General features: G+C 60.0%; 24 protein-coding genes. 8 read left to right on the top strand and 16 right to left on the bottom strand.

All coding sequences use genetic code 11. From position 1 onward, the window contains the following. Positions 1-112: 112 nt before the first annotated feature. The 5 genes from QCE88_RS38935 to QCE88_RS38955 all read left to right on the top strand — a co-directional run bounded on the left by QCE88_RS38935 (position 113) and on the right by QCE88_RS38955 (position 5004). Positions 113-496, top strand: coding sequence for a hypothetical protein (locus QCE88_RS38935; RefSeq protein WP_309911205.1), 384 nt, complete (start codon positions 113-115; stop codon positions 494-496). A 91-nt stretch (positions 497-587) separates the two neighbouring features. After that, on the top strand, positions 588-1847 hold the full coding sequence (locus tag QCE88_RS38940) for a hypothetical protein (RefSeq protein WP_309911206.1): 1260 nt from the start codon (positions 588-590) through the stop codon (positions 1845-1847). 79 nt (positions 1848-1926) lie between these two features. Beyond that, entirely contained in the window at positions 1927-3114 is a 1188-nt protein-coding gene (locus QCE88_RS38945) for a FlhC family transcriptional regulator (protein WP_309911207.1), read from the top strand. Positions 3115-3311: 197 nt separating this feature from the next. Then, entirely contained in the window at positions 3312-3677 is a 366-nt protein-coding gene (locus QCE88_RS38950) for a hypothetical protein (protein ID WP_309911208.1), read from the top strand. A gap of 223 nt (positions 3678-3900) precedes the next feature. After that, complete coding sequence (locus QCE88_RS38955; RefSeq protein ID WP_309911209.1) at positions 3901-5004, top strand: CAP domain-containing protein; 1104 nt, start codon at positions 3901-3903, stop codon at positions 5002-5004. Positions 5005-5676: 672 nt separating this feature from the next. Here QCE88_RS38955 and QCE88_RS38960 read toward each other — a convergent pair. From QCE88_RS38960 to QCE88_RS39005, 10 genes are read right to left on the bottom strand one after another with little or no spacing between them, the layout of a single operon-like run. Next, a complete protein-coding gene (locus QCE88_RS38960) occupies positions 5677-6960 on the bottom strand; it encodes a hypothetical protein (protein ID WP_309911210.1) in 1284 nt (427 codons plus the stop codon). A 33-nt stretch (positions 6961-6993) separates the two neighbouring features. Then, positions 6994-7608 carry a hypothetical protein gene (locus tag QCE88_RS38965; protein ID WP_309911212.1) on the bottom strand — a complete coding sequence of 205 codons (615 nt, stop codon included), beginning with the start codon at positions 7606-7608 and terminating at the stop codon, positions 6994-6996. Positions 7609-7619: 11 nt separating this feature from the next. Beyond that, positions 7620-8738, bottom strand: coding sequence for a type II secretion system protein (locus QCE88_RS38970; RefSeq protein WP_309911214.1), 1119 nt, complete (start codon positions 8736-8738; stop codon positions 7620-7622). Between the two features lie 12 nt (positions 8739-8750). Then, entirely contained in the window at positions 8751-11150 is a 2400-nt protein-coding gene (locus tag QCE88_RS38975; protein WP_309911215.1) for an ATPase, T2SS/T4P/T4SS family, read from the bottom strand. Positions 11151-11152: 2 nt separating this feature from the next. Next, positions 11153-11761: a hypothetical protein gene (locus tag QCE88_RS38980; RefSeq protein ID WP_309911217.1), complete on the bottom strand. Its 609-nt coding sequence runs from the start codon at positions 11759-11761 to the stop codon at positions 11153-11155. After that, positions 11748-13028: a hypothetical protein gene (locus tag QCE88_RS38985; protein ID WP_309911218.1), complete on the bottom strand. Its 1281-nt coding sequence runs from the start codon at positions 13026-13028 to the stop codon at positions 11748-11750. Before QCE88_RS38985 ends, QCE88_RS38980 begins: the two co-directional genes overlap by 14 nt. Before the next feature lie 19 nt (positions 13029-13047). Continuing rightward, entirely contained in the window at positions 13048-14673 is a 1626-nt protein-coding gene (locus tag QCE88_RS38990; protein ID WP_309911219.1) for a type II secretory pathway protein, read from the bottom strand. 5 nt (positions 14674-14678) lie between these two features. Then, positions 14679-15335, bottom strand: a complete 657-nt coding sequence (locus QCE88_RS38995; RefSeq protein WP_309911220.1) for a toxin co-regulated pilus biosynthesis Q family protein — start codon at positions 15333-15335, stop codon at positions 14679-14681. Positions 15336-15340: 5 nt separating this feature from the next. Further along, complete coding sequence (locus QCE88_RS39000; protein WP_309911221.1) at positions 15341-15763, bottom strand: lytic transglycosylase domain-containing protein; 423 nt, start codon at positions 15761-15763, stop codon at positions 15341-15343. After that, positions 15760-16605 carry a hypothetical protein gene (locus tag QCE88_RS39005; protein WP_309911223.1) on the bottom strand — a complete coding sequence of 282 codons (846 nt, stop codon included), beginning with the start codon at positions 16603-16605 and terminating at the stop codon, positions 15760-15762. The genes QCE88_RS39000 and QCE88_RS39005 overlap by 4 nt, the downstream gene beginning before the upstream one ends. 204 nt (positions 16606-16809) lie before the next feature. Between QCE88_RS39005 and QCE88_RS39010 the strand changes: the two genes are divergently transcribed. After that, positions 16810-16992 (top strand): hypothetical protein, encoded by a 183-nt coding sequence (locus QCE88_RS39010; protein ID WP_309911224.1) that lies wholly within the window; start codon positions 16810-16812, stop codon positions 16990-16992. Positions 16993-17006: 14 nt separating this feature from the next. Here QCE88_RS39010 and QCE88_RS39015 read toward each other — a convergent pair whose 3' ends face one another. Genes QCE88_RS39015 through QCE88_RS39030 form a run of 4 tightly spaced genes read right to left on the bottom strand, consistent with a single transcriptional unit; the run spans position 17007 to position 20644 of the window. Beyond that, on the bottom strand, positions 17007-17810 hold the full coding sequence (locus tag QCE88_RS39015; RefSeq protein ID WP_309911225.1) for a transglycosylase SLT domain-containing protein: 804 nt from the start codon (positions 17808-17810) through the stop codon (positions 17007-17009). After that, on the bottom strand, positions 17803-19050 hold the full coding sequence (locus tag QCE88_RS39020) for a TrbI/VirB10 family protein (protein WP_309911226.1): 1248 nt from the start codon (positions 19048-19050) through the stop codon (positions 17803-17805). The genes QCE88_RS39015 and QCE88_RS39020 overlap by 8 nt, the downstream gene beginning before the upstream one ends. Positions 19051-19052: 2 nt before the next feature. After that, positions 19053-19937 carry a TrbG/VirB9 family P-type conjugative transfer protein gene (locus QCE88_RS39025; protein WP_309911228.1) on the bottom strand — a complete coding sequence of 295 codons (885 nt, stop codon included), beginning with the start codon at positions 19935-19937 and terminating at the stop codon, positions 19053-19055. Positions 19938-19939: 2 nt separating this feature from the next. Further along, positions 19940-20644 (bottom strand): type IV secretion system protein, encoded by a 705-nt coding sequence (locus QCE88_RS39030; RefSeq protein WP_309911229.1) that lies wholly within the window; start codon positions 20642-20644, stop codon positions 19940-19942. A gap of 1596 nt (positions 20645-22240) precedes the next feature. On the opposite strand from QCE88_RS39030, the gene QCE88_RS39035 reads away from it, so the two are divergent. Then, complete coding sequence (locus QCE88_RS39035) at positions 22241-23125, top strand: hypothetical protein (protein ID WP_309911231.1); 885 nt, start codon at positions 22241-22243, stop codon at positions 23123-23125. A 97-nt stretch (positions 23126-23222) separates the two neighbouring features. On the opposite strand, the gene QCE88_RS39040 is transcribed toward QCE88_RS39035, so the two are convergent. After that, on the bottom strand, positions 23223-23360 hold the full coding sequence (locus tag QCE88_RS39040; protein WP_309911232.1) for a hypothetical protein: 138 nt from the start codon (positions 23358-23360) through the stop codon (positions 23223-23225). On the opposite strand from QCE88_RS39040, the gene QCE88_RS39045 reads away from it, so the two are divergent. Beyond that, positions 23298-23489, top strand: coding sequence for a hypothetical protein (locus QCE88_RS39045; protein ID WP_309911337.1), 192 nt, complete (start codon positions 23298-23300; stop codon positions 23487-23489). The two genes, QCE88_RS39040 and QCE88_RS39045, sit on opposite strands and share 63 nt — an antisense overlap. Here the strand turns inward: QCE88_RS39045 and QCE88_RS39050 are convergent. Further along, complete coding sequence (locus tag QCE88_RS39050; protein ID WP_309911235.1) at positions 23420-23608, bottom strand: ArdC-like ssDNA-binding domain-containing protein; 189 nt, start codon at positions 23606-23608, stop codon at positions 23420-23422. The two genes, QCE88_RS39045 and QCE88_RS39050, sit on opposite strands and share 70 nt — an antisense overlap. Positions 23609-23860: the final 252 nt, after the last annotated feature.

The raw sequence follows: 23860 nt of genomic DNA on the forward strand, positions 1-23860 counted from the left end.
GTCCCTTTCCATATCTGGCTTGAAAGAGGTGGCAAAAAGAGCGTCATTCAATCGAAAAATTGGAAAGGCGGTCGTTACGATAGGTTACTTGCACGGGATAAGAGGTATTGAGATGCACAAATCGGAAATCAAAAAATTCTCGGATGTGGCGCTAGAAGCGATGGGCAAAGCGCATACACCCGAGTTGGTCAAGGCACTGGCTACCTGCGCTGCGGAATTGGTTGCGCTGAGGCGCTCGTCCGAAGCGGACGTGATCTCGATCGGGACGCGCGTTTCCGAATGCCTTTACCTAATTAGAGATGCAGTAGTCGCAACCGCCGGCGACACGCTGGCATCCCGCAAGGATGCCGCCGACAGATGTTTCACCTTCCTTGCGAAAGCGGCTGAGATGCCACGTTCCATTGCGCGGCAATACATGCGAATCGCAGAACGATTCCAGGACACCAGCCTCGACCCGAGCGCCATAACCGTCCGTGACCTGTTGTCCCGCCCCTAACTAAAAAGCTTAACTGCGAGCGCGTCGAAAGAGCCCTTGCGGTGTGATGAGCAGCGCCGGGTGGTGCTGCTGCAAAATCTGGAGAGAAGAAATGCCGAACGGCGAGACGTCCAAGAACACCCAACTGAGCAAAGTCCAGCATCCGCTCGTCAATCCCCCGGGGGAATTCAATGATGCGCTGGACGACATCTTCACGAAGCACGATCCCAAGTGGTCCTATCGGGACACCATCGTGCATGCCGTCAAGAAGGCACTTGGGGACGATCCAGCAACCGAAGAATTGGCGGTTCAGATTAGTGAAAGCCTGATGGCCGTTGCGGAAGCGCGGGCTCGCATTAAGGCCGACCTGGAGACAATCGGCGCCCATCTGCTCAATACGATGTATTCGCTCAAGAATGTGATGATCGCGAAGGCCGGTGACACCATCGCAATCAAGCGTAAAGCTGCGTCATTGGGCTTCGTGATTTTCGATAGTGCGCTCGGGCTTAAGCGCTCCGTGGCGCGTCAATACATGCGCTGCTACGAAGCGTTCGCAGACAACGCCGAAGCCATCCGCACGTTCAATGTCGGCGAACTGGACATCCTTGCAGCGGAGCACGTCACGGACGAGCAGGTTGCGGAGATTCTTGCTAAGAAGAAAGAGGATCCAGACATGACCCGCATGGACGTCAAGCGAATGCTCGTCGAACTGCAGAAGAAGGACGCGGCGCTCGAGGACGGACGGATCCAACTCTTGAACGTGCACTCGCAACTCCAAGACGCAAAAACAGCGCTCTCCGTATCCGAAAGCGAGGCCAAGCATCTACGCACTGAACTGGCTACGAGCGCTCGCAAGATCGCCGACCGCGAGGCAGACCTTGCGCGAATGGACGATCACTACAAGCGCAAGCAAGCCGGTCTGAGCAACATGGAAAAGGACCTTGCCGACAAGGACCAAGAAATCGGGCGGCTCACTCGTGAAGCCAACGAGTTGCGCAATCGCAAGCCCGATGTGCAGTACGTCGACAAGCCGACGGCCCCCGCTGGCTACACAAGCATCGCCGAATCCATTCAGAAGAGCAACGACGAGCTCGCTGAAATCGAGAAAAGGATCGCCGAGGAACAAGCCGCCCTCGAGGCGCTCGAGGCGGAACGCAAAAAACAGGCGGCAGCAATCGAGGCGGCGAACAAGGTTCAAGCCTCCTTGCAGGACGTCTCAGCCTCCTTCGAAGTTTTTGCCGCAAAACTCATGGGCGCCCAACTCGCGGTGCAAGCGTGTGAGACGCCCGCGCAGCATGAACCGCTTCTGGAAGCACTGGCCGCGATGCTGCGCAAGACCGTATCTGAGCTGGACGCCGCGCTCGGACGGTAAGGTAAGAATCAACGAGAAAAGCTACGGGGCGGGCGCGCTCTATCGCGTCCGACAAAGCTAAAAAAATCACAAAAAAACTATGGCAACGAACACCTTAGATGCTGTCGAGACCACGATCTCGCTACCGAAATTCATCGCCGAAAAGATCCAGCGAGCCAACTACGCACTGACGGATGTGATTCACAACGTGCTCGTCCGTTATCGGGACGCTGAAAACTTCTTCGGCGTCTCCCGCGACAACATGGACACGTTCAAAGCCCACGCGCTCCCGAAGGCGATGCTGATGAACATGCCGTTTCTCGCACTTGCTCCCGCTTTGCAAGATCCTCGCGACTGGGAGACGTTCGTCGATGGTGTTCTCCTCTCCCCCACGGTCGAAGAGTTGACCAAAGCAATGCCCGCTGTCGACGCGCTGACCGCGCGCGATATCTTTCACTACAACTGTACCTACGTCTCCCTCCTCAAAGACGTCCTCCACATGAGCGTCCTGGCCGCGCCGCTGCTCGGCATCTCGTTCAAGCTTGCCGAGTACCTCATGGAATTGCCGATTGGTCGACTCGAAGCAGCGATCGGCACAATCACGTTACCGCTTTTCAGATGGCGGTTCGACGAGCAACTTTTCTGGACCGAATACAGTGCCGGATGGCTCACGCACGAATCCGTCGCCCATTACCTGATGAGCACGTCGAACCTTAAGTCGACCGCTCTGCCCTACACGCACCTCTGGTCGGACCTTCGTTTGGACCGCGCCCAGCGAGACGTCTACGCTCGCATGCTAATGAAGCAAGGCGTTCGCGCATCGACCGCCACCAATCTGTTTGGCTTGAACCAGACGAGAGCCCGTAACACCTACAAGCAGATCCACGGTGTGAGCTCGCCGTGCGGCTGCAACCCCAGCTCGCTTACGTGGTACGTCGATTATCCGGCGCATCGCTTGCAAGGCACGCTGTTGGCTTGGCTCTACCGATGCGCGCTCGAAAATAAGGCGAGCATCCCTGAGGCACTGATCGCAGCCAACGACATCGTCGCGAAGATGTTCGGTGAAAACCTCGTCATCACCGCCGACCGCGCGAACCACCTGACGCGCTCGATGGCGATGGACTCGCGCCTGACGATGGCGCCCTGCCGAAGCTGTGGCACGGACTACATCCTCTCCAACGGTGAAGGAAAGATCGAGTTGGCCAAAAACTTCGTATGTCCCGGCTGCAGCTACGCCTTTAAGCCCCGCTTCGACCTGAAGAAGAAAAAGGGTCGATCGAAAGCCTAACCTACGGATCTGAAGGTTGAATTGATGTCGCATGAATTTACCGTTGACGCAGGACTGGTCATCTTCTCGCGTGGCGGACGCGCTCAGTTCGGTTGCCACGATCGAGAAACCGGCGCGTTCTATGCTGAGGCCGACGGTCGCTCATTCCTGACGCGGTAGGTGCAGTCGAGTTTCATTCGGACGTGATGCACTAAGTCATGCAGGACTTCGCCTACCTCTTTTCCGATAGTGTCGCCGCGTGGCTTCGCGGCCGCGGCGACGGGCGGTTCCAACGATACGAACGACACTATCGCAGCGATCGTGCGAGTGCCGCCTCCCCCGACGCTTTTGATCTCGAAAAGAGCAATGTGCTCTTCTCTCAACGGTCTCATCGGGGCAAAGGGCGAATCGCTTCGGTTCTGAACAGCAAACCGTTCGCCGCCCTCACCACGTTCCTGATTTTCCTGTGGGGCGGCTCTTTACTGCTTTCAACGATCGGCACGTCACAACCCATTGCCGCCGGCGTCGTGCTTTGCGTCACGTTCGTTGCCTTGCGCGCGAGCAAGCTCAGAAAGCGCTCATAGCGTTGATGGCAAACGGTTGCGAGGCCGAAACGGCGGCTGGTCCGCATTTCTTACGAAGTATTAGAATGCCTGCGCCGCCAACTGGCCAAAGGCATTTTCCAACGGGGATCGCGGTAACGGGGCGGATTCCGAGACGACTTGAATTCGAACACCGCTCGATAACATGAAAGTAAGCAGATCGCACGGGCGACTGCAACAACTAGGTCGGAACGACAAAATGACGATGAAAAGCAACTTCAAACCTTCGATGGCCGCGATCGCTGCGTCGCTTTTGGTAGCCGCGTGTGGTGGCGGCGGTGGCGGCGACAATGCAAGCTCCGGCGCAGCGCCTGCCTCTGGCGCAAGCGCACCAACCGGCAGCCAAACGACCTCGGGAGTCGCTCCGCGCACGTCGGTGGCAACGCCGACCTATGCGACCGGCTCGTTCCAGATCGCGGCGTTCAACCAGATCAACGCTTATCGCAATGCGATGGGCGTCGGCATGCTCAGCCAAGATCCGCTTCTGGATACGTCGGCGCAGGCGCATTCGCTGTATTTGTTCTCCAACCTCAGCACGGGAGTGCTTAGCGGTCTGTCCCACGACGAAGTCGCTGGCAACGCGAATTACTACGCTGACACGCCACTGGCACGGGCGCGGAAGGCTGGCGCCCCCACAACAGAATTCATCGGTGAAATCGCAGCCGCAGGGGTGGCTTCGACTAGTCCGTCCGCGGCAGCGGCAGATTGTATTGGACAAGCACTATCGTCCGTGTATCACTTGGCAAACCTCACGTACACGCAGGAGACGATCGGACTTGGCTACAACCCCGGCACCACAGCCTATCCAATTTACACTTGCACCACCGATTTCGGTGAAACGACCGGCGTTAGTGGGACACCGGCCCCGAACGCTATCTCTTCATTTGGCGGACAACAAATCGCTACCACTGCGGTCGTTCATTCGCCTTTTACCAGCGAGAACGGGATTGCGCTCGCGATGCGCGCAGAAGCGCCTAATCCCGCGCCGGAAATTCCGGCTCCCGGCCGTCCGATCCTAGTCCGCGTCAATGCCGTGCAGAGTGTCGACACTTTGACGGTTAGTCAGTACACCCTGACGGACAACATCGGTTCGGTAGTCGCTTCGCGCATTCTGGTTCCTGCCGCAGCCACGGCCGGATCGACGGCAACTGTTATCGCTGATCCGAACAACGGATTGCCGAGCGGTACGGCCGTGCTGCTCCCACTGGCCGCGCTTAAGGCTAATACGACTTATACGGTCAGCTTTGCCGGCGCGCGCAATGGCGTCGCGGTTACAGCATCTTGGAATTTCACAACCGCCGCCAACTAATCAAGCGTTTGCGTCCGATTCCTGGTTAAGTAGAAACGCCCCGAGGTTTGGGGCGTTTTGCATCGCGTTCAACTCGATCAAGCGGGAAAATGCCACTCAGTTACCCGCCCTGTCCACCGCAAGTTATGTTCTCAGCTTGAGGCATAAAATCGACTGAGTCCACCGAATTGTCGGGATTCACGACACAGGACATGATATATAGATGGGTCAGATCCCCGCATGAATCTCCTGAATTCGTGTACGGTCCATGCGCCATCCAGGAGAAGGAACGTTTCGGGGGCGTAAAGTTTCTAATCTCTTGCCCCTGCGAGAAGTCGTAGAAACCGCGGGCAGACATCGCATTAGTGCAACTTTCAACTGGACTGAATTGGGTCTGAGGCGGGGGCGGGGGCGGGGGCGGAGGCGGCGGTGCGTTACACGCGTACACCCAAGCACTTCCATTCCACGCGGGGCCAGACGCGAAACCATATGCACAACTAGGCGGCGGCGTCATGCACTGGTAGCGATTGCCGCTCTTTTGCCACGAATAGCCGGGGTTGCATCCCGGCGCGCGTGGCACACCGATTGGATTTTGAACCCACTCTGCGCTAGTTTTGAGAGGAACGGTCAGCATCGCGCCGAGCGCCGCTAACACCGTTAGCGAAACCGCTGTTTTTATTCTCATCGTTTTCCTTACTGATTGGCGTAGGTGCAGCCGACGTCGATCTGAGCTTGCAATCCAAGTTGATCTGGAATGAGACTGTTCGCACCGTCCGCTAGCACGTTGTAGATCTGGAGGATCCACTGAGACCCATTCCAGCCCATCGTGTAACGCGCCCCCGAAATAGGCGGATTGCGGTTTGCATAGTCGGTCGTGATCGACTGCGGCGTGATCCTGTACCACGCCGAGCCGCCGGGCCCGCAGGCGGGAGGATAGACGCCCCATCCGTTGTACCAGCCGCTGTATTGAGCATCGGCTGACTGATTGCTGACCAAGCTGCTTGCGCCGACCCAGTTGCCAAACTTATTGCAAACGAACAGTTGGTTATTGCGGATCGTCACGCCATTCCACGAACAGTTCGAAGCCGCAGAGTTGATGTTGGCTACGGTGGCGTTCACCGTGGTCCCGGAAACGGTAACCGCGCTAACTGTTCCGTTAGAAGTCACGTTGCCGACGCTCATGGGAGCCGGAGCTGATCCCGAGTAGTTCTGGACATACAGCGTACCTTTGGTACGGACCGCCGCATTCGTGTCGTCGCCGTAGTAGATCGTCCCGTTCGCCATCTGCAGGGTGTTCCCAGCCGGCAGCCTGAGCGTTTTCGCGAACACATTCCCGGCGTTCTGGATGTCCTGGTTATTGGCGTTCATGGCGCCGGTCAGCGGCAGTGCACCGTCACGTCGGTAATACGGCGAATTCCCGTCAGCCCCGAATCCATTGATTGCGAGGACCATTCCCGCCTTGTTGCCTGCGGGGTTCGGAAGCGTCCACTGACCCTGATTGCCTGTAATCACCGTGGGCGTGCGGTTGCTCGAAAACCCGAACTGACTGCCACCCGTTGCGATCAACGTCCCAGCACCGGCGATATCCGGGGTACCCTTCTTCAGCAACGGCTGCGACGGATAGACTTGCGACGCGATGTGGCAATTTCCCAGAGCGGTCGAACAGTTGTCTGGCACGACCGTCAAACCAATCTGGTAGGCGCCCGCCCAGAACGGACCGCTTTTGAATGCGATCTTGTTATTGCTTTGCGCGCTCAGTTGCGCGAGTGTCGGCGCAGCGATCGGCGTTGCCGTGGTCTGCGAGTAGCCCGCGGGAATCAGCGTGCCGAAGTTGTTGGTGATATAGCTGCCTAGCGCCGCGTTGATCGAAGCCATGTTCTGGCCTTCGAGCTGCAACAGGTTCTGGCGCTTGGCCGCAATGTCCTCCGTGATCCCTTGCGTCGTCAGCAAGGCCGCGCCGACCAGGACGATCAACATCTCCAATATGCTTCCCATGTCGGCGTCCCTGCTTTACGTGCGCGCGGTCCACAAGGCCAGCGACGCGGTTGCGCCCGCAGACGCGCACGCCGTCGCCGCAGCCGACGAGCTAAACGACGTGGTCGGCGCCGAGATCGTGGTGCCGTTCACGACGACCTGTGTGTAGACGGTCGACAGCGCCGCGATACTCATCGAGCAAACCGACGCCGTCACGGGATAGGTCAGCACAAGCGAGTCGTTCGCCGTGACGAGCGTGCTCACCGTGGTGGTCAACGTGCCGTTGAACATGCCCTTTACCGACGAGTAGTCGGTCGCCACGCGCGCACCTGCTGAGTCGAACGCATGGTTTTGCGCGAGGATCTTCAGCGTCTCAGCGGAAAAGTCCGCATCAGCCTGGGTGGCGTTCAGAATGCCCGTGTGGAACATTTGCGCCTCGCTCTTGAACTGCGACGAGCGGATCAAGTCGAGCACATACTTGCCGCCGGCGTACACCGCCAGTGCAAGCAGCGCCGCACCGGCCATCACCGCGCCTGCTTCGATCATCGAAAGTTCGCCCGACTGGCGCTTGGCGCGAGCGATTTTCAGGAGGCGCGCCCGGCGCATCTTCACTTCTTCCGCGTGCAGATCCCGCGTTTGATCCTTGGCCATTTGAATTCCTTTTAGTAGGTGGAAACCGCGGGATTGCCCGAAGTCAGGTTGACGGCACCGGTCACGATGTACGAACCAAGACCGAGCGTGAGAAAGAGCGCGGCAGCGAAGCCGAGCAGCATAAAGTGCGTCATCCGCGCGTTGCGCTTGACGGCCTCGACCACGCGATCGAGCGATTCACGCCCGAGGCTCTTGATCGCCAGTTCGAACTGATCGCGTCCTGCCGCATCGGTAATAGTGTCGACGATCGTCGTGGAGAAGATTCCGGTGTCGAGCGCACGCATCGGCTCATCTGCCCGCGCGGTAAGCCGCCGGCTCATTGCTGTTAGATGCCAACGCATCCAGGGGTCGGCGGTCTTCAACAGCCGCTCGAGCGCGGCGCGCAGTGTGAGGTTCGAATCGAACAGGCCTGCCAACGAGACGATCAGGAGCGCGGCACGCAGGTCACGGCGATTGCGCCAAAGTAGCGGCATGCGGTCGAATTTGTCCCGCAGCGGGCCTGTCCAGCGCTTCAGGCTCGAGAAGTAGGCAAAGACAAGGCCGATCACAAACGTGAGCGTGAGCCACCAATAGTCGTAGCAGAACGTGTCAACGTGGTAGAGAAAGCGCCCGAACTCCGGCCACTCTTCCAACGGTCGAACGTCCTTGACCTGTGTAAAGATGACGCCGCCAAACAGCATGCAGTACCCGTACATATAGACGATCAGCAGCGCCGGGTAGGCCATCTGGACCGACGTCGTCGACGACAAGATGCGCTTCGCTTTCGCGGCCATCTCGGCGAGCTCGAAGCCGCGCACGACCGCATCCTCACGCGCCGACTCATCCGCAATGTCCAGCAACGCGTACTCGTCGCCGGGAATAAATGGCTTGATCGCGTGCGCGAAGCTCTCGCCGCGCTGCATGGTCTCCCGGATACGGGCGAACACGTGCCACTCGATGCGGCCGCGTGCGCGGTTGCGCTTCTCGTAGGTCTCCAGCCGGTCGAACAGCGTCTCGGTGTTACGCAGGCCTTTGGCCGCGACATCCAGCCGTGTTTCCCGATAGAAGTCCTCGCGCACTTTCTGAAAACGCCAGCGCGCAGCGGCTACTTGCTGCCGCTTGGGAAGCATTTTTGCGAAGATATTGAGCATGACCGACCTGGTTTAGAGCATCCGACCGTCGACGCCAGGCATCACGCGGTATCGCGCGAAGGACTGCATCGACCGATTGATGAATTGTGGGTCAATCAAACCGCGCGAAGATTTGAAAAGAGCGTGTTCATAGAGCGTCTTTCCAGTCATGTCGGCATTATCGAATCCTGTACGGCGCTCACCGCGCCAGATTCGACGCGCACCGGCCCAGTCACGCTCCCTGACACGCTCGAGGAATTCAGGCGTCGGGCGATACAGTTCCGCTGCGACAGAAGGACGTTTGGTGCCACCGGCGACCTTGCCATTGCGCGTGAACAAGCCGTCCAGACGGCAGTGCTGGCAACCGTCGTAGTTGCGGCAGGCCATCCGGGACGTATCGAGGCCGAACTTGTTGCGCAGGATTTCCAAATCCATCGCAGGCATCACATCTTCAGCCGGCAGCTTGCAGTGATCGCACAGCGTCGCAATGAGCTTCTGGTTACCCACCGCGTTGATGAAGCCCTCGGACGCAAGTTCGTCAATCGGCAACTGGAGGCGAGCACCGGCCATCCGCATCACGGCAGCGATCACGTCGCTTGCATGCAACGAGAAGCGAACCGGGTGCCCGGTCAATGCGAGCTCGGCGACGAGCCCCATCACCACACGATCCCGCACTTCGCCGATCGTCAGGTCGTCCGGATCCTGACGCATGAGCGTGCGGATCACCTCCGCGTATTTGCGGTTCGCCTCGTCGTCGGTTTCGTCCGGCCGCCGGATGATCGAATAGTCCGACAGCCAAGGCATCGGATATTCGGAAGGCTCATTCACCGCGAACTGCTTCTTCAGCTCCCGGTCGGGCAGCATGTACGAGAGTGCGCGCAGCGTCGTCGTCTTGCCCGAGCCCGTCTCGCCTGTCAGCGCGGTGATGCCACCGCTCACATAGTTCAGGGTGTCGATCAGGTCGAGTTGGCTTTGCTCGAAGCCCATGTCCTGGGGCAGCAAGACGTTGAAGTTTTTGAAGTTGCCATCGAGCAAACGCAGCGTCACGTCGTAGCCGCCCACCAACGGAGACGACTGCCAACGAAGGTTGACGGTATCGGTCTTCACCACCAACGGAATCATGGCCGACTGGGGTGCGGTGGGCTGAAAGCTGTTACCCGAGTTCGTATTGCGCTGAACGAGATCGCTATAGGCCGCGAACAAGGCGCGACGCACGATCGCCTTGGGCATGTGGCGAAACGTGTACATGTCGCCATTCACGCGAAAGCGCACTTCGACGTCGCTGTGGAACTCGCGCGGTTCGAAGTGAATATCGCTCGCGCCATACGCATGAGCTGCTTCGATGATGTCCCGGAAGTTGCCGATTGCGCGGCTGGCTTCGCGCACCCCCGCGTTGTTCGTCGAAACCGCCTTGCCTGTATAGATCCCCGCGATGACAGCCTCGCTGGCGACCATCTCCTCGCGCACCAGGATGTCGTTGCTGCCGAGATCCTTGATGAACGATGCGTACTGCGCCTTCTCGCAGAAGCGGGCTGTTGCGACCGTGATTGCGATGCCGGGCTGTAGTTCGACCGCCACGAATTCTTTGCGGGCGTTCGCCGGAATACGCAACGCTGCATCGTCATCCGACACAGTAAGAATGCGTTTGAACTCGGGCAGCGACTTGGGGGAGACGAGCTCGGGACGCCCGGACATCAATCCCACCGTGCCGGCGCTATCCCCGTCTTCATCGGCGTCTTCGGCGACGATGGGTTTCGATGCCTTGGGCCCCGGTGCCACTTCATCAACGGATCGTCGCGAATGCTCGAATGCTGCACGCTCGGCGGTTCTTGCCGACGACGTCTCTGCCGCGACGCCGGTCGCAACTGTTGGGATCGGCGCAATTGGTGACGTCTCAACCGATGCATTCGTCGCCGCACCTGCTCGCGCGGCAACGTCGATCATCCACGTCTCCGACGAATCAAGTGACGGCTCCGTGCGCGGCGCGTCCGAACTGCGCTGTTCAGCCGAGTGCATTGCAGCCGCCAGGCTTTCAAAAGTGGGCCGCTCGAAGACCGGCGGCACGAATGGTTGAAAGGCCGGCTCGTCTTCACTGCGTGAACCAGCGAGGTCGGGGACGCTCGGCGTCGACTCGGTGCTAATCAATGCCGTATCTTCGATGGTCGTGCTTTCGACGTCTTCGATATCGCCGCCCGACAGCGCCCGGCCAAGAAACATGACTTGCGGGTTCGTCGCGCGCGACGTTGTCTCAGCCGATGGCGCTGGACGGTGCGACTCCGTGCTCGCCGATGCCGGCTCCTTCCTTTCGCGCTTGCGTTTGGGCTCGGCGCCGCTGGTTCCTTCTACGAAGCCGGCACGAGGTGCGCGCAAGCGTTTAAAGAAGCCTCCGCCCAGCTCAGGTACGTCCTGATCTTCTTGATTGAACAGACCCATGATTATTTTCCGAAGGGAACGAAGGTAGACGCGGTCGCTGTCGGCAGGCCACCGGGAGGTAGAGGGGAACCGAGGTCACTAATTGCCCGGATGGCCGGACTATCGGGTGCGGCGAGCGGAAGGTCGGTGGGGGCCGAGATCGTCTCGGTCCATTTGCGCTTGCCATCGACGAGCGTGACAGTGAAATCCTTGACCGACGCCACCGTCCATCCGTTGAGCAGGCGCGACCCTTGCCGCGCCGTGTAAGTCGCACCTTGAAAGTCATAGAGGACATACGCCCCAGACATATCGGAATAGGCGCCCACGAAGGTCGCGGGGACAACGCGCTTCTTCGGCAGCAGAGGCTTATGCTCGACGAACTTGGGTGCGGCGGGCGCACTCGCCGGCGCGGGCGCGCTGAGCGGCGAGCCAAGCCCGACGCCGCCCTGCACGCCATTGTTTGCGCCATCGCTTTTGCGCATCGAATCGACAATCTTCTGCCGCGCGAGCTTGTCGATGTCGTCAAGCGTCAGATGACTCTCCTGCGCCATCGCGCCGCTCGCGGCGAGCACGAGCGCGCCGATCACCGCCGCTTGTAAGGCGAACTGAGGGGGAAATTTAGTTGAGAACATAGTATTTGCCCTTCGCGGTGAAATGCACGCCAGTGCCGTCATCTTTCAACTGGATGTCGAGCGACTCCAGCGCCATGTTGTCCGGCAGCCGCGCCAGCAAGGCGCTCTGCCATTTGTAGCCATCGATCTGCCAGGCGCCCCGTTGCACGAGCGGACCTTGCACCTCGCCCGCCATCGGCTGACGCGATATCAGCCGTTCGGCCGGCTTGATATCCACCACGTAACCGTGGCTGCTGAGGGTCTCTGGCGTCGTGGAGAGCTTTTGCGGTTCGGTCTGCAGAGCCTTGATGAGCGCCTGTTGCGTCGGCCACGACTTGGCGTCGGCGAGCGCCACGCGTTGCACGACGTCTGCTTCCGGCCCTTTCGTCGTGAGATGCCAGCCATCTGGATTGAAAACCACCGGACGAATGGATTCGGGCGCGCGGGCGTCGAATTCCCTGAACGTGCCGCCTTGCCGTTTGTAGGTGGTGACGCACGGTCCGGTCGTATTGCAGGACGCCTTCTCGAACTGCCAGCCGGCGAAGTTGCTCTCCTCGCCACCGAATTTCGCGAGCAGTTGCGGCGCGAGGAGCTTCGCAAGTGGCGCGGGAGCGGCGAGCGTGCGCAACACGGCCGCCTGATATTCCTGCATGAAGGTAGGCGGAGGCGCGGGCGGGGGCGGCGGCGGATTGAGGATCTCGACGGCCTGCTTGCCGCCGAAGAGGAGCGCCGCCAGAATCACGAGCAGCGGCACGACCGTCGGCACCGCGACGGGCATCTTTTTGATCAGACCGACCTTGCGCGCGACGAGCAGCTCGCGCAGCTCGAACATCTCGTCAACGGCGTGAAGTTGCGCGCCGAATCCGAGCGTCGCGAGCGCGAGACCCGCTTTCTCGCAGTGATCCTCGATTGCATCGCGTCGATCCGCAAGCGCGTTGAGTGCCACCTCTTCATCGGCCGTGACGGCGCCGCGTTGCACCAGCACCAGATGCACACGCTCTTCATTCTGGATCAGCACCAGCACCGCGGGCCGGCGACGAACCCGGTCCAGGATCGCAATACGCGCCGCTGCGGAATACAACTTGCCGCCCTTCCGTTGTTCGGCCTCCAGCGTGCAGAAGCCGGCGATCGTTTCGTCGTTCGCCTTAATCTCGGCGTAATGCGTCGCGGCAAGTTCATGCGCGTAATGCCGACGCTCGGCGCGCGCGCCTTTGGCCGAATACGCTCGCCATTCAAGCCCGAAGACCAGCTTCGCGCCCTTCTCCCCCGGAATCGATTCGAAGTGCATTCTTGTGCTCACCTCGTGCTCACATCGACGGGACGACGGTGGCCGTGAGCATGATCACCTGGAAGGTCCGGCCCTTGTTCCAGTTGCCGGACATACCGGCAATACCGTTGTTGCTGGAGCCGTCATAACGGTTCGTCACCGCGCCGTACAAAACCACGGTCTGCCCGTCCGACAGGGCGATTGTCTGATCATCCTTGCTGCCGAGAATGTCGGGCAACTGGATCTGCTGGAGCGTGGCGCCCGAGCCCGTGCTGATCGTGGTGAACGGCCCATTGAGCTTAGAACTGTCACTCCAGTACGACAGGATGATCTGGTTGTGATCGTTGACCGACGGCAGGATGTTCACGAAGTCACCGACCGTGACCGACCCCGGCTGCAGGCCCGGTACGCCCGCCGTGCCGCCGGTGAGCGACCCGACACTGGGCGTGGTCGCGGCGAGATAGCCCTTGGTCTCGAACGAACCGATCGACACCGGCAAACCATTGAGCGTCAGCTTCGTCTGCGTGTTGTCCTGAACCGTCTTGCCGAAGCTGTTCAAGGCGCTGATGATGGCGTTGGTGCCTTCGAACGGCGAGCCGGGCTTGAGCACCGAAAGACCAACGCTGCCACCCGCTGCGGTCGCAAGCGAGATCGGAGACGTGAACGTGATCGCGTATTTCTTCAGTCCATCGGAGATGCGGTTGAACACAATGTCGGTGCTCACGCCCGCTTGCGAGCCGTTGTTCATGTCGATCTGCAGCGTGCGAACACGCAATGCGACCTGACGGGTCGAGATCGCATTTTCACGGGCGAGCAGCGCGCCCATCCGGTCCACCGCTTCCTTGGTGTCGCGCACCATCACCAGTCGACTCTGCGGATTGACGACCACTTCGCCCAACGGCGATTTCAATTTCTCGAGTTCCGACTGAATGATTGCGATCTGATCGAAGGTGCCGTCACGGCCGGTGGAGGTGACCGACGAGAACGAACCGGTATTGCCCACGGTGCCGCCGGTCGCCCCGCCCGCCTGACCGCCGGTCGAGGTGTCAGTGCCTTTGGACATCGTCGACTTGATCGACACCTTGCCCGGGATCGCTGCGATCGTGAACGTCTTCGTCACCAGACGGCTGATCGAAATGGTCGTTCCATCGAACGACCAGTCGAGGCCGAGATTTTCAGTCACGCCGCGCAGGTACTGGCCGAGCTTGCAGTTGCACGGCTGCGCATAGACCGGCTCAACGTTCGCTTTCGCCAGCGACGAGCTCATCGGACCCGGTTGCGACGGAGCGGCGACATTGGTCCTCGGGATGAACGCGTCACGAGGAATGAACACGTCCGGGCTCAGGTGCACCGGGTAGCCAGCCGCACTGGATACGAGGGTCGCAATCTTCGAGAGCGGCAAATTGCCCGGGAACACCACGGTTTTCTCGCGGAAGATCGCGGGCAGCGTCGCTTCATAGGCGACCGGGACGAGACGATCACCGAGAAAAGCGGTCGGGACATCCTCAACGAGCGCCATCGACTCGGGGCCATTGCCCATCGCCTTTGCGCCCTCCGCGTTCAGCGCATCGTAGGCGTGGTTCACGTCCCATTGCGACACCGCGCAGCCGGTAAGCGAGATCGCCACCAGCACGGCGATTGCAGATTTGATTTTCGTAAGACGCATGGCGATTACTCTTGGCAGTTGGCGGCGCGTGCGACCACGCGGATGACGTTGTTGGTGTGCTTGCACACGCGCGTGGGCGTGCGCATATGATTGGTGGCCTGCATGAGTTGCGTCAGTACCGATTTGAAATCGCCCGAAAAGGTCGCGTTGAATTCAAGCGGCAGATCGTCATCGATCTTCCATGCGAGTTGCCAGCCTTGCTGCTGCAGCCAGCGATCGAGCGCGTTGCGCAAGTTGATGTCCTGCGGCGTGATCGTGAGCGACAGCACCCCGCTCGGCACAACTGATGCACCCGAAGCGTTAGCTGACGGAGCAACGACGGGCGCGACATGGAGCGAGTCGCTCACGGGCGTGGGCGCGCCAGCACCAGGCTGTGTTGTTGGAGCCTGCGTGCCGGGTACGGCACGCGGCGCGGCGGGCCCCGCACCCGTTGCCGCGACCGGCGTTCCTGCCGGAGCCGCCATCGCGACCTGAACCGGTGCAGGTCGCGCCATAGGTGCCGCGAGCATCTGCCATCCGTCGCCCGGTGGCGGTGCGAGGCGTGATTGATCGGGATCGGCTGCAGCCGCGAGCGTCGCCACCGTCGTCAGGGCTAGGCAGGCGAACAACTGGGCGAACAGGCGCGCGGTGCGATGCGTTTGAAGAGAAAGAGTGGGCGTCATGTTGGTCAGTTCGCGCGCTGCAGGCGGCGGTAAATGTTGTTGGCGTAGACGAGTTGCTTGCTCGACGAGACGGCGTTATAGGCACCGACGGCCCGCCACGTCGCGCCGAACTGCTTGATGTTCGATGCAAGAATCCATGTGCCGACGTAGGCATTCACGCAGGCATCAAAAAGGTGCTGGCGCGAGATCCCGAACCGCGAGAGCTTCGGCAGCCAAGACGAGTTGATCTGCATAAGGCCAATGTCCTCGCTGCCATCGCTGTTGCGATTCGTGACGTAGGGGCGCATGCCGGATTCTTGTTGCGCGATCGCGCGTACCAGTTGAACGCTCACGCGGTGATAGCTCGCGGCGTCATCGATGCAATCGGCATGTGCCAACATCGGTCCGGCGGCGGCAAGCAGCATCGAGATCTGGAGCAACCGATTCATGACGCAGGCCGGTCGAAGAACCGCACGTCATGCTTACGAAGCACATTCACGATGTTGCCATCGGCATTGACGATGAATTGATCAGCCGTGCCATTGAACTTATAAAAGCGGCCCTTCTGCTCACCCGAACCCATATGCGCGACATCGGCGACCGTGACCTTGCCGACCGTGTCTGCGAACTTGAAGAAGGTCGAGCCGTTCTGATCGAACACGCTTTGCAGGGCCGCCTTGTTGGCCGAATCGAATTCGTAGACCGTCCCTGCCACCCGCGCGACTTCCACTTTGTCGGCCGCGTTCGAGATGGAGAAGCGTTCGGAGCGATTGAACGTGAGGACATTCGTTGTCTCATCCCATTTGGGACGCAGCGATTTGCCGTCTGCGTCGACGACTTTGAATTCGCTCGAAGGCTTGGTGGAGAACTTGATCTGAATATGGCTGTCGTCGCTGTCGCGGATCGCGACGGCACCCAGTTTCGACGCAAGCACCGAATCGGCGGGCCCAGCGACATTGGCGCCGCTCTGCTTGGCGATCTCGGCGATCGGATCTGCGGCGGGCGAGGCAGACGGTGCTGCTGCCGTCGAGGGTACCGCCGGCGCGACGTAGTTGACAGCGACCGACTGTGGCGCCGAACGACGAAGCGCCACGTGATGCGCGTTGAAGTCGACGTCCGCGTAAAGGTCAGAGGTCGCGACAAGCCGATCGAGCGACTGCATCCAGTTCTCACCGTCTCGCGTGGCGAAGCTCGTCGACGACGTCAGGTCGATATCCTTCTGTGCTGAGCCCGTCCACCCTTGCGGCACGAGCGCCTTCACCAGTTGTGACAGCGGCAGTGTCGCGCTCAACGCGCGCGTGCTTTCGAGGCTCGTGCGCGCGCCAATCAACGCGAGACGCCCCGAGAAACCGGCGAAGGCCGCAGGCGTGTCGGAACGCGCCTTGTCGCCAATAAAGCGATTAGCCTTCTTCCAGTAGGCCGTCGCGGTCGAGCCACCCACTGTGTAATGAATCACCTCCGGCGTGCCCGCGACAACGACGTACGGACCCTGGCTATGACCGCCATCGACGCGCAACACCTGTCCCGCGCGCGGCTGAAAGTAGGTGTCGCTTCCATCGTTAAAAACAAGCGCCGGTCGCTCGAGCACGTTGCCTGCAATCTCATAATCGAAATCGAGCGGGTCCGTGCCTGCAGCGCTCGCATTGAGCGTGAACGCGGCGAGCGCCAGTGTGAGTAGGGAAAGCGTATGCTTCATAGACCGCGTTCGATTTGAGAGAGGTGCTTGACGAAGCGCGCGAGATACTCGCACCCGGGTGCAGGATTGGCGCTGTGGTAGTACGCAACCGCCTTCGCCGCGGAGTGAGTCAGCCGATAGTTCTCGTTGAGAATGTCTTCAGCAACGCGGATGTTCGTCGCCGGCGCGAGCGCGTCCCAGGGGCTGGCGAAACGCTTCGAGTGGTACCCCCAGTTAATTTGCAAGAGCCCTATATCGAAGTCCGATCTGCCATTGCTGATCAGATAGCGAATGGCGCGATAGGCGTCCTCTCGGGTGCGGAAGAAGAAGCCGCGACCGGCCACGTTGAGCGTCCATGGCCAAGGTCGGCCGTTATAAGCCGACTCGTTGAGCGCAATGCCCGCGAGAATCTTTGGATCGACCGACGTATGCATGGCGTCAAACGGCGCTTGCGCCGAAGCGCATGCCCAACCGCCTCGCCGCTCGGTCATGCTGGCCTGCGCGTCATCGGTCAACACAGCCGGACGCAGCCACCCTGCGCGCACGAACAACGTGGCGAGACTGATCGGTGCGCCGTCGATCGCGACAGCAACGGATCCATCGACGGCTGACTCAATCGCCTGCCCCTCAAACCGGCTTGCCCACGACAGGAACGGCTTCAATCCGCACGCGTACACGGGCTCGCCGGGCAATTCGACAATCGCGCGTTTCGCGCCGTCATCGAGCACCACGCGCGTCGGGCTGATGATAGACTCGAGCGTTACCGCGTGAGCGGTCAGTGAGCAAACCGCGGCGCAAGCCGTGACGAGCGCCTTAATCACGGTAGGGCTCCATCACGATGTCCTGCGTGACCTGAACCAGAAACTTCTGCCCAGGGTCGACCGTAATCGTCGGTGGGATGTTCTGATTGCGTTGCAGGACCGTCTGAGCGGTCGCGGCCGCGACCTGCCCCGCCGTGCTGCCGTAAGTTGTCACGCCGTTCGGAGTCGCCGTCGTGGCAGTCTGCGCGCCGTTATCAAAGGCCTTCAGCAAGATGGCGGTAATGAACCCCGCGCCGAAGATCTTGAGGAAGTGGTTGTTCACATCGCCCGAAAACCCCGCGTAGCCGTTTTGATCCGCACCTTGCATGCCGTTGAGCGGCACGTTTTTGCCGTTCGGCAGACGCAGACTGGTCGATGCGACCAACAGGCGTTCCTGTCCGACCTTGACGTCGGCGCTGTACATGCCGTTGATGAACGAACCCTTCGGGATCATGAGACAGTCACCTCGCAAGCTGTCCCACACATCCTCATCGACCATGAGCGCAACGCGGCCCGGCTTGTCCGAGTTCAGTCCCTCGACAGTCTTGACGTGAATGGTGTGCGGCGGCGTCAGCGTGCAACCGGTCGAGCGTCCGTTGAACGTCGTTCGCTCGATGCCACCGCGAGCGGCCGCATCATTCAGGAAAGCGCGGTCGCGATCTTCGGGGGCCTGACCTTGCTTTGCGAGTGCGAGCGCAAGCGCATCCGCACCCGCACTGCCCGCTGCCGCGCGAGCGGCGCGAACCTCTTCCAACGACGGGACACCGGCAGGCAACAACCCGGCGGCTTGCGTCGCATTGCGCGAGGAACCGGCTTGCTTGAAAACCGAGGCAGTATAGATCGCATCCTGAGCGGCACGGCGCGACAGATCTCGTGTATCGCCGCCCTTATCGACCTCATCCTTGAAGTCTGCACCGGTGAGCATCGGCTTGACCGGTGCCTTCTGCGCAGCTGCTGCGTCGGATGCCGCGCGAGCGGCCGCCTCAGCGGCTGCGGCTTCGCGCTGCTGCCGGATCATCTGATCGATGTCGTTGCTGTTCGCAGCAGGCGCTTCGGTACTGCTCTTGAGCGCAGTCGCCTTTTTGAGCCGAGCCTCTTCATCCGCCTTGCTGCTCGCCTGCAGCTCGTAGTAAAAGCCCAAGCCACCGATCACGACTGCGGCAAGAATGCCGATGCTCATGATCGCATTGCGCGGCGTCTTACCTTTGACGAGCGCCTCTTGCTCGGCGCTGGGGGCGGCGGAATCTGGTTTCTTGGCCACGGTCAGAACACTCCGAAGATCCGGCGGCGGCCGCGCGTCACCGTGACTTCATCCTTACCCGAGCGCAACACGATCTCATCAGCCAGATGCTGAAGAACGAGAAAGTCGCCACGGCGGATAAAGTTTGCGACAACACGATCGCCGTGATCGAGGATGAAAGGCACGGGCCATTCTTGTGCCTTCGCGGGCATGCGCATCCAGACCGCGTGACCGTCGTCGAATACGGTCTCCGGCGTGAATTCGGCGCGGCCGTCGACGCTGTAATCCCAGTTAAACTTGTCCGGAGCCACGCTGATGCTGCCGGAATCAACGCCGCCCCGACCGCCATCGCCCGCGCGGCCGCTGGCATCGTCGCGCGCGCCAGCCCGGGCCATCGGTGCGCGCGGATATTGGAAACGCACTGTCTGATAGAACATGCCCCCCGCCGGTGAGGCAATGAGCGTGAAGTCGTATTCGCGCAGGTTCGTCGTCAGATGCAAGGTGTTGACGAGATCCGCCTTGTGCGGCTTGATGAAGACATGGTTCATCTTGTCGTCGTCGATCTCCCACTGAACGCTGTCGCCCATCGCGGGATCGGCAATCAGCTTCTCGCCCTTTTCCAGTTCGATGGTCGTGAGCTTCAACGGCGCCGTGAGGACGCGATAGATCTGGTCGCGGCTATACGGGAACACGCCAATGCGAGCGTCGCCCGGCATCGTCAGCGGATCCGCGCCACCATTGAACGGATTGATCGGGCTCATCGGGTCGCCCGCGATCATCGCTGCGTTCATCACGCTCGCTTCGCTGGATGCTTTTTTCGCCTCGGCTGCCGGCGCAGCAAATAAGGCCCACAGAGCGAGGAGGCACAAGCCGATCACCGGCCCTTTATTGAACTTGGTAGCCGTCATGCTTATGCGGTCCGCTCAAGGCGGAAGAACGGAATGTAAATGCCGAAGGGGTTCGCCGTGAGCGCCTGGTCAGCGGTGGGCACGACGATCTGATAGCGCAAGGTCAACGCGAATTGCTTGACCTCGGGTTTGCCAACGGAGCCTGCCTGTGAGGTGGTCGTGGTGAACTCTACAAGCACCGTCGAGTCCTCTAGCAACGCGATGTTGCGCACGTCCACTTCACGGATCAGCTTCGGGTTTGCTGTAATTGCCTGAAATGGCGCGTCCAGTTTGAGCCAGTCGCGGAACTGGCCCACCGCCGCGCCGATCATCTGCGCTTTCACCGAATTGATGTTCGCGGTCATGCGCGAGGTCTCAAGCCGATCGGTCAGAACAGGCTCAATCGTGAACCAGCGCACTGCCATGTCTTTGACGGTCGTGCGAATTGCCTGTGAGTCGGGCTTGTAGGCCACGAGCTCGGTGACGATGGGATGGCCGCCGACGTCCGCCGAGACTCCAACAACGCGGGTCACCGACGGTGGCGGCTGGCGCGTCCAAACAGCCCCTGCCGCCACGAACGCGAGACCGAACGCGATGAGCATCCAGCGGTTTGCTTCGAGCTTGAGTCGGGTACTCGTCTCGAAGATGACCTTGCTCGGATCCTCCTCCGCGTACATACCCGGAGCCGTAGAAAGCGCGGCGCGACGTTTGTTCTTAAAAAGACGCATGGCAACCCTTATTGAATGGCTACCATTGAAACAGCGCGCACGTCTTTTTTTCCTTCGAAAGACGATGTGTTTTGTGCGCCTTTGCTGAACATGACGCGACGTTGCGCGCACTGCGTCCTCGACACTACGCGAGAGCTACCCGGGTAGCTCTCCCACGGGACAAAGAGGCAGTTTTTTGGGAGCTTTGCCAGACCAGGGCAAATTTCGGCTGTGCTCTAACCATGACTTGTTCTGGAGGGCCACCGTAGTCTGAAAAGAGCGGTCCCGTGTGCCAATCTGGCGTTTTGCGCTAAATGTCACATTTTCCGCGCGCGAATTTGTTGATACAGATCATACAGTTAGTGAGCTTTACACTTTGGCATCCGAGCTACCCAGATAGCTCTATGGTTGTTTGATGCTCATCGGCGCAAGCCACGCTAGCGATTTCTTCAAAGAGCCGAGGACGGACTATGCGTGGTCAACACACGATTGCAAAGTAACGTCGGGGGAAGTTGTACGGCGCGTCGTCGGCCGCGCGCGAGTGATTACCTTACGCAGTTGGCCGCAAAGGTCCGTGAACGATCGCTGCAATGGTCTCGAGCGCTTTGTGGAATGGAACCAGCTTGATCGACCGTCCGGCGCCAATTCCACCAGTTCGAGTTCTTCAACTGGTCCGAACGTCGCCTCAGTCGGATTGGAAGCTTCTTCTTACAACGCTCGAACTTTCTCCACTAACGCGTGTTCCTCTCCGGCTCCATGCACGCGCTCAGTAGCAGCTAGGCTTCCGTCTCACGTTCGCTTTTCAACAACGCGAAAACCGACGGTCCCATGCAACAGCGCACGCAAATAGGCGAACTGGTTGAGCGTCTTTCCCGAGTCAATTGAGGCGATACATGGCCACACCGTCGGAGAGTTTGTGCCTTTTCCCCGGGCCAATGCCATGCGAACAAATTTCGAGTGGAGTGAACAACTCAGCGGTTGCAAGCCAAGCTAATTCGCGCGGAAGGGCGCCTCCTTTGCTCTTTTCGAATAGTCGCAGCGGTTGTGTCTTTGGCGTTCACTGTACACCTATTACCCGGATGCAACGCCCTTCCTTTTTACAGGAGGACTGACCATTCCGCCGCAGTTGTGAATCAAAGGTCAGTCCCAGCGCATCTAGACCCTGGCGCGTGGAAGTGGACATTGAAACTGTCTTGGCCCGCTCGGGCTCGCTCGCAAGGACGTCATCCCACACCTTGTTGGTCCCTTCGGTGGGGTAATTAGCTTCATAGGAACGGCAACGGCCGAAGACTGGCTCTTGAGGGCAGTGCTGAGGTCGGAGTCGTTGTCGGATTTGCCATTCGTCGCCAACCGCTCGAGCAGCGCGCCTGCAACGGCTGTGAGTTCCACTTGAAGAGCTCTCAGAATGTCCTCGCTTCGGCGAATTGTTTCCGTTAGTCGCGAAAAAGCCTAACGAACAGGGGAGCGTACGACAGAACCAAAACGTCTCGGCGTGTATCACCTCCCGTTTTGCACGGTACCGACGGTCGAGAAGCTGAGGAAAAGGCGTTCTTTCGCGGGATTGCCACGCGCCCGGATCTGTGAGAATGAAAACGAACAAAACATGGAGCGTAAGTCTTGCAGACTGTAGAAGGACGTCCAATCGCGCGAAATCCGCTGCTGCTCGCTGAACTCTATTTCTCAGGTCTTGCGAGGGAGAAGTGGACTTCTCAGAAAGAAGCTCTCGCCGCACTAGGCCATCTGACGCCGAGTGTGAGCCGTGAAGAGTTAAACCGGGCAATTGGCGTGTCGAAATTGCCGCCTCCTGTGCTCTCACTATTCCAAGTCGCGGGAATATGGAGTAGCACGGCGCGAGAACTCGTGCGCCTTGCGAGAAAATACGGACCTAATGCGCTTGAGGACCGCGCCCGGCTCATTGATGCTCGCGGCCTGACGTGGCATCAGATCGTCAAGCTGCTAGATGGCCGGGAGCCTGTTGCGCCGAAACGTCGGTCGAAAACCAGCTCCCCTCTTGTGCTGGCGGCTATGTACGAAAACGGAGTCGCCGAAGGCCGTTGGGATTCAATAACCGAAGCGGCCGAAGCGCTGGGCTGGCGTAAATCGCACCTCAAGCGGGCAGTGGCGGTGTCGCAGCTCCCTGCCCAAGTGTTGCAGCTTTTCGACGGAAGAATCCTCATTAATGCAATTGGCGATGTTCTTCTCCACGTCCACGAGGTCATCGGCACGGCCGAGATGGTCCGTCGCGCGGAAGAGTTGCTGCAGAAGCCAAGAAGACGCACCGCGGAGAAGATCGTCGCACATCTCGTAGGGACCAAAGAGGAATCGCAGGTCAGCCTAAAGGTGCGCAAAAGCCGAAGCCAGCGCGGCAGTCGCTTTGTTTTCGAGTTCTCAGTTGAAGCTGCTTACGCCGACGAAATCATTACAGCCGGACAGGATCTTTCGCCTGTCGTCCAACTCGTGCTGTCAATGCTCCGTGTGCGAAACGCACAAACTTCAAAATAAGAATCTTGCGTAAGCCGTGCAGCGCTTTTGCGTAGCTTCTTGCGTGACTAGGCGGATCGCGTTCGCCCATACTGCGGAGGCGAAGACCGAAATCGACTCAATCTAGTGCTCGGCGGCGGCGGTCGGAAGTATCCGGGGCGGTGCCAAGATCGGCACGCATAAAAGAGATCTCATGGTCGATCTCGTCGCCTTTGTCGTCGGTGTCGGTCTTGGTGACTTTTTTGGCGTAGACCACGAGGGTGCCATGCTCGCCTTTACGGACGTTCGCGCCGAGCGCCTATGCTTGCTTGAACGTTATCCAACGGTTGGATTGGAAGCCTTTCTCAGCGGCTCGCCCCAGAGAAGCAGAATGTCGGTGCCTTGATACGGGATTCCGTTGTGACGCACGGGAAGCGTGATCCGGCCGCCGGCGTTGCCGCCTTTCCAGGGCTTGACCCATGGCCTGACGCCTTGCTCGAGGTCGGCAATGATCTTGTCCGTCACGCGGCTGTAGACGTCGGGGAGCGGGTCTTCGTTTGGGCTTCCATGGTCTCTCCTTTAGGTCTCGGGGTGGACGTGCTGGGGTTGCGCACATGCACCTGACGACCGTCGGGCGACGACCGGGCAGGCAAGCCGCAAGGGCTGGACGCGTCGAGGGGATCACCCGGGATTTTGTCAGCGCGTCACCGGAAAATTCTGGGGATACCTTGCGGCCAGGGGCGAAGCCATCTCCCTTCCAGTGCGCTAGGGTCAGAG

It is taken from the genome of Caballeronia sp. LZ035, from assembly GCF_031451175.1.
GTDB lineage: Bacteria > Pseudomonadota > Gammaproteobacteria > Burkholderiales > Burkholderiaceae > Caballeronia.

Coding starts and splice junctions, on each gene's coding strand:
- QCE88_RS38945 (WP_309911207.1), top strand. CDS start 1,927: ATGGCAACGAACACCTTAGATGCTGTCGAGACCACGATCTCGCTACCG.
- QCE88_RS39030 (WP_309911229.1), bottom strand. CDS start 20,644: ATGCGTCTTTTTAAGAACAAACGTCGCGCCGCGCTTTCTACGGCTCCG.
- QCE88_RS38965 (WP_309911212.1), bottom strand. CDS start 7,608: ATGGCCAAGGATCAAACGCGGGATCTGCACGCGGAAGAAGTGAAGATG.
- QCE88_RS38940 (WP_309911206.1), top strand. CDS start 588: ATGCCGAACGGCGAGACGTCCAAGAACACCCAACTGAGCAAAGTCCAG.
- QCE88_RS38935 (WP_309911205.1), top strand. CDS start 113: ATGCACAAATCGGAAATCAAAAAATTCTCGGATGTGGCGCTAGAAGCG.
- QCE88_RS39000 (WP_309911221.1), bottom strand. CDS start 15,763: ATGAATCGGTTGCTCCAGATCTCGATGCTGCTTGCCGCCGCCGGACCG.
- QCE88_RS38955 (WP_309911209.1), top strand. CDS start 3,901: ATGAAAAGCAACTTCAAACCTTCGATGGCCGCGATCGCTGCGTCGCTT.
- QCE88_RS38970 (WP_309911214.1), bottom strand. CDS start 8,738: ATGCTCAATATCTTCGCAAAAATGCTTCCCAAGCGGCAGCAAGTAGCC.
- QCE88_RS38975 (WP_309911215.1), bottom strand. CDS start 11,150: ATGGGTCTGTTCAATCAAGAAGATCAGGACGTACCTGAGCTGGGCGGA.
- QCE88_RS38995 (WP_309911220.1), bottom strand. CDS start 15,335: ATGACGCCCACTCTTTCTCTTCAAACGCATCGCACCGCGCGCCTGTTC.
- QCE88_RS38950 (WP_309911208.1), top strand. CDS start 3,312: ATGCAGGACTTCGCCTACCTCTTTTCCGATAGTGTCGCCGCGTGGCTT.
- QCE88_RS38990 (WP_309911219.1), bottom strand. CDS start 14,673: ATGCGTCTTACGAAAATCAAATCTGCAATCGCCGTGCTGGTGGCGATC.
- QCE88_RS39025 (WP_309911228.1), bottom strand. CDS start 19,937: ATGACGGCTACCAAGTTCAATAAAGGGCCGGTGATCGGCTTGTGCCTC.
- QCE88_RS38980 (WP_309911217.1), bottom strand. CDS start 11,761: ATGTTCTCAACTAAATTTCCCCCTCAGTTCGCCTTACAAGCGGCGGTG.
- QCE88_RS38985 (WP_309911218.1), bottom strand. CDS start 13,028: ATGCACTTCGAATCGATTCCGGGGGAGAAGGGCGCGAAGCTGGTCTTC.
- QCE88_RS39010 (WP_309911224.1), top strand. CDS start 16,810: ATGACCGCCATCGACGCGCAACACCTGTCCCGCGCGCGGCTGAAAGTA.
- QCE88_RS38960 (WP_309911210.1), bottom strand. CDS start 6,960: ATGTTGATCGTCCTGGTCGGCGCGGCCTTGCTGACGACGCAAGGGATC.
- QCE88_RS39045 (WP_309911337.1), top strand. CDS start 23,298: ATGGTCGATCTCGTCGCCTTTGTCGTCGGTGTCGGTCTTGGTGACTTT.